This is a genomic window from Terriglobus sp. YAF25, from assembly GCF_052113305.1.
Classification (GTDB): Bacteria; Acidobacteriota; Terriglobia; order Terriglobales; family Acidobacteriaceae; genus Terriglobus.
This window is the reverse complement of record NZ_JBFRCY010000099.1, coordinates 1-8,538: the sequence shown is the minus strand read 5'-3', so window position 1 is coordinate 8,538 and position 8,538 is coordinate 1. Positions and strand designations below refer to the sequence as shown.

The 8,538-nt window shown below is 58.5% G+C and carries 6 protein-coding genes; 1 reads left to right on the top strand and 5 read right to left on the bottom strand.

The features are described from left to right. From AB4043_RS05945 to AB4043_RS05925, 5 genes are all read right to left on the bottom strand, one after another. The coding region (locus tag AB4043_RS05945) for a sugar-binding domain-containing protein (protein ID WP_442306665.1) at window positions 1–542 on the bottom strand (542 nt) is incomplete at its 3' end. A gap of 218 nt (window positions 543–760) precedes the next feature. Next, the gene (locus AB4043_RS05940; RefSeq protein ID WP_442303497.1) at window positions 761–1,795 is read right to left on the bottom strand and encodes a LacI family DNA-binding transcriptional regulator; all 1,035 of its coding nucleotides are present in this window, start codon (window positions 1,793–1,795) and stop codon (window positions 761–763) included. Window positions 1,796–1,886: 91 nt separating this feature from the next. After that, on the bottom strand, window positions 1,887–2,588 hold the full coding sequence (qhpE, locus tag AB4043_RS05935; RefSeq protein ID WP_442303496.1) for a subtilisin-like serine protease QhpE: 702 nt from the start codon (window positions 2,586–2,588) through the stop codon (window positions 1,887–1,889). A 257-nt stretch (window positions 2,589–2,845) separates the two neighbouring features. Continuing rightward, complete coding sequence (locus tag AB4043_RS05930) at window positions 2,846–4,222, bottom strand: glycoside hydrolase family 27 protein (protein ID WP_442303495.1); 1,377 nt, start codon at window positions 4,220–4,222, stop codon at window positions 2,846–2,848. Window positions 4,223–4,389: 167 nt separating this feature from the next. Then, window positions 4,390–6,522 (bottom strand): outer membrane protein assembly factor BamB family protein, encoded by a 2,133-nt coding sequence (locus AB4043_RS05925; protein WP_442303494.1) that lies wholly within the window; start codon window positions 6,520–6,522, stop codon window positions 4,390–4,392. Between the two features lie 409 nt (window positions 6,523–6,931). Here AB4043_RS05925 and AB4043_RS05920 point away from each other — a divergent pair, with 409 nt between their 5' ends. Then, window positions 6,932–8,437: a sialate O-acetylesterase gene (locus AB4043_RS05920; protein WP_442306664.1), complete on the top strand. Its 1,506-nt coding sequence runs from the start codon at window positions 6,932–6,934 to the stop codon at window positions 8,435–8,437. Window positions 8,438–8,538: the final 101 nt, after the last annotated feature.

The following is an 8,538-nucleotide window of genomic DNA, read 5'->3' as shown; positions in this document are numbered from 1 at the left end:
GGGTCACCGATCTCGATGTGGACCGGACGAACGATGCCGCCATACGGCAGCCAGCCCACGATCGTCGCCTTGCCTACCCCGTCCGGCGTGAACTTGTCCGTCGAGGGATGGCCGGTCGCCAGTGCCGGAATCGAAGTAAACGTAGGCGTGTTATCGACATCCACGACGACGAAGTTCTTGCCCGGATGCACCAGGCGCGTAATATCCAGGTCGAAGGCGGTGTAGCCACCTTCATGTGTACCCGCTAGCTTGCCGTTTACCCAGACCTGGGCGACATCGTAAACCGCATCGAAGTGCAGCCGCGCGATCTTTCCCGCGGGTACCGCCGGCATCTCGAAGTCGCGGTGATACATGGCGTGGCCGATGTACTTCTCGTGTCCTTCGTCAACCAGCCAGGAGTGCGGCACGGTCACTGGCTTCCACTGTTCCTCCAGAGTGGTGCGGAAGCTCCAGCCGGCGCCATCCAGATCAATCTTTGTTGTGGCATGTACAAAGCGGCAGGAAAGGAACAGGGTCAAGGCAAGCAGGGCGATACGCTTCACGAAAAACCTCCAGGAAGGTGAGGTTAACCGTTTAATCTCTCAGGGGAACTGTTGTCAAGTATTTCGTTTACTTGCCCGGGTGCCCCACCCTCGCAACGCTAGGGTGGGTTCGAAAGTCACAAAACGTTATAAGGTTCCTGGTGTTCCTCACCCACCCTAGCGTTGCTAGGGTGGGGCACCCGGGTTGTAAGGAACGTTCCACCGCGTGACAGTGCGGCTCAGGCGGTGCTGCCGGGGATGAGTTCGTAGGGAAGAAAGACTCGCTGCGGTAGAACGCCGGCATTTTCGATCGTGTCGATCAGCAGGTCTGCAGCCAACTCTCCCATGCGGAAGGTCGGGATAGTGAACGTCGTCGGCCGCGGGCGGAGATGGTCGCTCGAACCCATGTTGCCGCGGTTCAGCACGGAGATGTCGCCGGGAATTGCGATACCGCGCATCTCAGCATAGTCATAGAAGTCCAGCAGCAGCTGGTCATCGGCGGTAAAGATGGCCGTGGGACGTTTGCGCTTCGTCGCAAACCAGCTATCCAGAATACGGATTCCCTCAGCCCGTTCGTAACCAGTACAGCCGATCCTATCCTGCGGCAGGTCCAGGCCATAGCCCGCAAGTCCCTTGCGCAGGCCTGCGACCAGCCGCTGATGCCCGGGCAATGTCGCCGATCCGCTGAAGAAGGCAATCTGCCGGTGTCCATGCTCCGCGAGATATTCGGCAGCGGCCTGGCCAATGGCGGCATCATCCACACCGACATAGTTGATGGGCGCCTTGCCGTAATAAGAGTTGATCATCGAGAACTTGACCTGGGCCCGCTGCAGCTCATCAATGGTCTTGTTCACATCCTGAGACGTACACGAACGGGTGTTGATGAAGATAATGCCGTCCGTAAAGCGGCTCTCCAGCATCTGATCGCGGGTCTCGCGCCCCGGCTTGCCGGTCGGCGAAAAGATCAGCAGGTTATAGCCCCGGCGCATGAGGGCGCTCTGAATACCAGAGAGCGCCTGCGCGATGAACTGGTTAAAAAAGATGGGGTCGCGCATGGGCACAACCAACCCAAGCAGCCTGGTCCGCTTTTCCGCAAGCGCCCGCGCCAGCTCATTGGGCTTATAGCCCATCTCGCGAGCGATCTGGATAATACGCTCGCGCAGCTGCGCACTTACGCGGGGTGAGCCGGTCTTATTAAGAGCGATGGAAACAGCAGCAATCGAGACACCTGCAGCCTTGGCAATATCTGCAAGCTTTGGGGCCGACGATCTCATTCAGAAATTGTATGGTCTGCTCTCTGTTTTGGGCCAGAAAGAGTTTGGACAGACCAGTTACGTATGAGTGCTTCCGGTACTGCCGTCCGTTCTATGAACGTTCGTCAGGACGCTGGGTTCTGGCATTTTGAACGGCTGGGCTGAAAAATATGCTCTGTTCTACGGGTTCGCCGGCTCTTCGGCTGGGCCAGACGCGTGCGAGATATGCGGAGACACGCGCCACAGAGAAGCTGACCCCATTGAGGTTCAACTCTCGAGAGGAGTCCGGAATTTCGTGAGGATAGGGTTGTGCGCCGAAGACGACCTTGGAACTCACCTGCTTCACCGTACATGCCGTGTCGCCGCAAGCAGTATCGGCAACAACACCGACAACTCCGGGAAGAGTGCCGGGCAGCAGAAGCTTCTCTTCCATCGCGTAGGGTGCTACCAGCACAGCGCCGGCAGCGGCAATGTGCGCAACGGCCTTCTCGAAAGGTTCCCGGTGACCTTCGTCGGCTGTCCCCATGCTCAGATTAATGATCTGGATAGAATTGGCCGCACACCATTCCAGAGCACGCACAAGCGATGGCAGCGTCGTCGAGAGACTTTTATCGAAGATTCGCACTGGCACAATCGTTGCCTCAGGGGCCAATGCGTGGATCAGCGCCGCCACGGCTGTTCCATACCCAAGGCGATCGAGCGTGTCCTCACCTTTGCCTTCAGCAGTCACACATACACCTGCTGCAAGACGACCAACATGAGGATGCAATGGGTTAATGCCACTATCCAGAACCGCGATCCGGAGACTGCTCATGCCAGCACCGCCTCATCGACGGGTGGAGCACGGGTTCAGTTTGACGACCTCGCATGCGTGCGGCGAGATTCCGCCGCTTCATATCAGGTCGTCAGGCGTTCCCTGCTCGACGATTCGCCCGCCTGCATCACAATAATCCTATCCTCTCGTTTGAGCAATGCCTTACAACGCGTAGAGACCTGTAAATCAAAGACAAAGCCGGACCGAAAGCGATTTCTCTCACGGTCCGGCTTTCCTTCTCGCAACAAAGGGACGTTTCAGTTCCGCTGCAATACAAATACTGCCGTAGAGTGGGGCTCGAGCTTTACATCGACCTTTGAGACTCCGAGCTCTTCGCTTCCCTGCCAGGCGTTCCGCAGATGGAACTTGCCTGCGGGTAGCTGCAGTGCGGTTAGATCTCGCTGGAATGAGGCAGGCGAGTCACCGACGTTGAAGACACCCACCGCATACTGTCCGCCGGGAAGGTCCGCGGTCCAGACGATCGTGTCGCCTTCATGCAGCACCTGTCTGCTTGCCGTCGCGGTCTGGTCGATGCGGAGAACCTCCTTGTTCGTCAGAAGACTCACCGTCGCGTCATCGAGCAGCGTGAGGTTCGCACCGACAATCAACGGGCTACGCGCAAAGGCCCAGAGGCTGAGATGTGTTCTCTGTTCTGCAGGTGTGAGACGCGTGTGACGCGGACCGGGGCCTACATCCGGCGATGGACGCAGCTCCCCCACCGGCAGCATATCGGCATCCGGCCAGTGACCGGGTCCGGCAAACTTGCTCCACTGCGCCGCCAGCGCGAACTGGTCTTTTACGGTGCGTGGAAACGATGCCTTTGTCTCCCATACATCCCAGATGTCATTCGAGATGCGCCACATCTGTGAGAGCGAGATCACCTCTTCGGCGTGCTCTATCGCTGTAGGTCCCGGCGAGAGGCTGAGCACGATGGGACGTCCGCTGCGTTGAATCGCCAGTTTGATCTGTTTGATCTCGCTCACCTTGTAGGGATGATCGGAGATGCAGTCGACCTTCAGGAAGTCGACTCCCCATGAGGCGTACTGCTTCAACAACGCGTCGTACCAGGCCTGGCCTGCAGGCGTATCTTTCACGCCCCAGTTGGTCGGATCCCATGGGCAGGCATCGGTCTGGTCGGCGGCGTCAGTCACCGAAAACTTTGAGCCCTCGATGGGGAGGTTCTGTTTCACGCTCTCGCGCGGAATGCCGCGCACGATGTGGATACCGAACTTCAGGCCCTGGCTGTGCACCCAGCGACCCACGGGCGTGAAGCCGACGTTCTTTCCGTTGACGAGTGAGGAGGGAAACCGTGCCGGCAACGGGATATAGCGGCCATTGGCGTCCAGCTCATACTGCAGCAGTTCAGGATGCGGGCGCGATTCCGGGTTCTTCAGGAACCAGCCCTCATCAATGACGGCGTAGTCGTATCCGGCAGGTTTGAGCTTGCTCACCATCGAGGAAACGTTTTCTCGAAACTGCTGTTCATTGACTCGCAGGCCGTAGGAGTCCCAACTATTCCAACCCATCGGCGGACGCGGTGCAAGCTTTGGCGCTGCTGCTGCCGCATGCTGAGCCTGCGACGACGGCGCCAGGGCGAGGCTGATGCCGAACACAACCATCGTGGTGAGTTTCAAATCAAATTCCTCCGAGAACGTTTACAACTTGTTTCCAACGGACTCAACCAGCTTAGAGCATTTTCCCCTGTTGCTGGGCATTCCGAAAGTGACGTGAAGCGGCGTTTTCATTGCGGAAAACGCCCATAGATGCAGAAGCCCTACTCTACACCTACAGGGAAAATGCTCTACGGTATAGCAAAGGCAATGTACGCCGCACCCTGTGGACCCGACTTGTCACGGGCACCGCTCGCCGCAATCACAACATACTGTTTGCCGTTCACCGAGTAGGTTGCCGGAGTCGCGACGCCGGCATACGGCAGCTCCGCGGACCAAAGCAGCTTACCTGTCCTGGCATCGAAGGCCCGGAACTTCCGGTCGTAGATCGTCGCCCCGATAAAGACAACGCCGCCTGCCGTAACCACCGGGCCGCCGTATCCTTCCGATCCTGTATTCGGCATTCCCTGCTTTACCAGCTCGGGATACTCGCCGAGCGGAACCCGCCAGAGATACTTCCCCGTGTTCAGATCGATAGCATTCAGCGTTCCCCACGGCGGCTGCACCGCTGGRTAGCCGTCCTTGTCCTGGAACTTCCGGTAGCCGGTGAACTGGTAGGGCGCCTCATCCACGCCCTTGCTCGCCAACTCTCGCCCGGCGCCAGGGGACTTCGTATCTTCCGTTCCGGTTAGATATCCAAGCAGTGCACGAAGCTTCCCTCCCGTCAGCCCTGGAAACGATGGCATACGTCCGGAGCCGCCATGAATCCGCTGCTCGATCTCGCGTACAGAGAGGCGGCTGCCAATGTCGACCAGCGATGGAAAGTCCGGCGGATCTCCCTTCCGTTCTTTGCCGTGGCAGAACGCACACTGACTTTGATAGACAGTTTCGCCCGGACTCGCATCGGCTTTGGCCTTCGTCAGGCCTCCGGTCCAGGGAATATCGTTGGCGTTCAGAATGAACACACCCGCCGGGGTTACCGCAGAACCGCCCCACTCCGCGCCGCCATCGAAGCCGGGAAAGACGATCGTCTGCTTATCCGTGCTCATGGGAACAAAAAGCCCACCACCCTTCATGGCACGGAACTCTTTCAACACCTGCTCATGCACTTCGGGTGTGCGCGTGCTGAGGATCGACTCCGTCAGTTCCTGCCGGGCATACGGCGCGGGCATTGTCGATACCGGCTGCGTCGGCGAGGTGGTCTCCCCTTCCATGTCAGAAGTTGGGAAACGGCGTTCTTCAATGGGAAAGACGGGCTTGCCGGTTAAGCGGTCGAGTACGAACAGAAAGCCTTGCTTCGTCGGCTGAGCGATGGCATCGATCTTCTTTCCCTCATGGACAACGGTCAGCAGTGTGGGCGGCGAAGGGAAATCACGGTCCCAGATATCGTGATGCACACCCTGGAAGTGCCACAGCAGTTTGCCTGTCGCCGCATCCAGCGCGAGCAGCGTATTCGCATACAGGTTCTTACCGGCGCGGTCGGCTCCGTAAAAGTCTGACGCTGCCGAGCCGGTAGGCACATAGACGATGCCACGCTTCTCATCGAGAGCCATGCCGCTCCAGTTATTCGCGGCTCCGGCTTTCTGCCATGCTCCCGCAGGCCAGGTCTCGTAGCCGGGCTCGCCGGGATGAGGAATGGTGTGGAAGCTCCACTGCAGCTTTCCCGTCTTCACATCATAGGCACGGATATCGCCGCGCGCTGCCGGCTTTGTCTCCGCGGTACGGAAGCCGACGATCAACAGATTTCGGAAGATCACACCTGGAGTCGTCGCCACGACCGGTAGTCCCTGGAAGTCTTCCGCTCCAAGGTCCTTCCGCAGATCGATTCGCCCTTGCTCTCCGAAGGATGGAATGGGCTTCCCATTCTCCGGATTGAGGGCATACACATAATTCATGATGAAGGCGTAGAGGCGCTTCTCCCGGCCATCGCTCCACCAGGAGAACCCTCGGCTCGGCTGCGCCGCCGTAATGCCAGAGTCGAAGCTCCATTGCTTCTCTCCCGTGGCAGCATTCAAAGCCACCACCTGAAGCGCGGGGGTGTAGGCATATAACGTGCCATCCACCACCAAGGGATTCGTCTGTAGCCCACCGCTGATACCGGCATCGAAGCGCCACACCTGCTTCAACTGCGAGACATTCTCCGGCGTGATCTGTGTCAGGGGAGAGTAGTGCGCATTGTCTTTCCCACCGTTATAGGCGAGCCAGCCAACCTGTTTTTGCGTCGTCCCGGCTGCGGAAACCGTATGGAGGCCGGAGGTCCTGAATAAGAGGAAACTTGCGCCTGCCACAGCGAACAGGACTCCCAGCCGGCTGGTTCGTTGCACGATACTCCACCTCCCGATGGTCAATAGATCGACACAGAGATTGTCTACTGCGTGCAGTCTATTTGGGAATGGAGGTATGCTGCGTGGCCATCTGCAGGGACAAGACCTATCGATAAGTCCGCCTTTTACTGAAGAACTATAGAGCGGGCCTTCAGCCCTTGAACCTCTAATGGACCTGATACCTGGGGCGTTGCCCCAGGCTGGTATAGAACGCGCCTTCAGCGCTTTTTTAAACCGGGTGCCCCATCCTCGCACCGCTAGGATGGGTGAGGAATACCCTAAATTTCTAACAAACCACAGAACGAATCTTTCGATCTGCCCTAAGTGGACGTGGACGTGACTATGCCCGCTCCGCTTATGCTTATCCTGCTGTCTTGATCCCCATCTGACATTCTCGTGGAGCTTTTGAATGAATCGCAACGCCCTACTCTCCTTTGCGCTGCTCTCGATCGGCAGTCTCTCCGCGGCTGCGGAGGTTCGCCTTCCCAACGTGCTCTCTGACCATGCGGTGCTGCAACGCAGCCGGCCAATCCATATTTGGGGAACCGGCGCCGCACAGGAGTCCGTCACCGTCACGTTCCATGGACAGACGGCAACAGCGACAGCAAACGCCGACGGGAACTGGGAGCTGTGGCTGCGTCCTGAAGAAGCAGGCGGACCTTATGAGTTGACCGTCACGGGATCACAGAGCAGCGCTCCGTTGAAGAGAAGCGACCTGCTGATCGGCGATGTATGGTTTGCCTCCGGTCAGTCAAATATGGAGTTCCCCCTCAAGGGCTTCACCGGCGCTCCGTTGCTGAATGGCGATAAGGAGATCGCCGCCGCCACGCAGCCGAAGATCCGCCTTCTGCGTGAGAGACATCGCACCTCAGCGACGATCCTGAACGAGGCGGAGGATACCTGGACGCTATGCACACCGGAGACAGCGAAGGATTTCTCTGCTGTTGGCTACCTCTTCAGCCGCGAGCTCACGCAGGAAGAACACGTCCCCATCGGCGTGATCGATTCCACCTGGGGCGGTACACCGGCGCATGCCTGGACGAGCGCAGAAGGCATCGGTTATGCCAACCTGCCCTCGGTTGCCGCCGATGCAGGCAAAATCGCAATCGATCAGGGGCGGATTGACTCTCTCAAAGCAAGATATGCAGCAGAGGATGAGGCCTTGAAGGCTGCCGGCAAAGAAGTTCCAACCCGTCCTCGCATCGCCAACGACCATTTGGGAAGCTGGGCTCCCGCAAGCCTGTACAACGGCATGGTCGCACCCTTTACGAAGCTCACCATCAAGGGAGTGATCTGGTACCAGGGAGAGACAGATACAGCACCCGAGCGCGCTCCTTACTACGCCAGGGTCTTTCCCGCTATGATTCAGGACTGGCGCCGCCAGTGGGGCCAGGGAACTTTCTTTTTCCTCTRTGTGCAGATCTCGAACTTCGGCCATGTTAACGAGGGTTGGGGACAGGTACGTGAGGCACAACGGCGAACACTAGAGCTGGGGCAGACAGGCATGGCCGTCACGCTCGATGTAGGGAACCACGACAATGTCCATCCCTCCGACAAACAAACTGTCGCCCATCGTCTCGCCCTGATCGCACGAGAGAGCGTTTATGGGGAGAAGCTGCAGGGCGAATCGCCTACGTTCACACAGGCGACGCAGGAAGACGGTGCGATGCGGGTATGGCTTGCCCATGCAACCGGCCTTCGCAGTGAGATGAATCCGCTGACCGAATTCGAGGTTGCGGGAGAGGACCACAAGTTCTCTCCCGCGGAGGCGACGATCGATGGTGAAACCATCGTGGTGAAAGCAGCAGCAGTGGCCACGCCTCGCTATGTTCGGTATGCCTGGAATGGCGGCGTTGATTGCTACGTCTATAACGGGAAGGGATTGCCGCTGGGAACGTTTACGTCAGAGCGATAGGGTGTGTGCCTTCGCCCATTCCTAGGTAGGATTGGGTGGGAGCAGCGGGCTTTATAGCCCTGGGCATTTGTTCTGTAGAACAAGAGGCCCAGGGCTAAAGC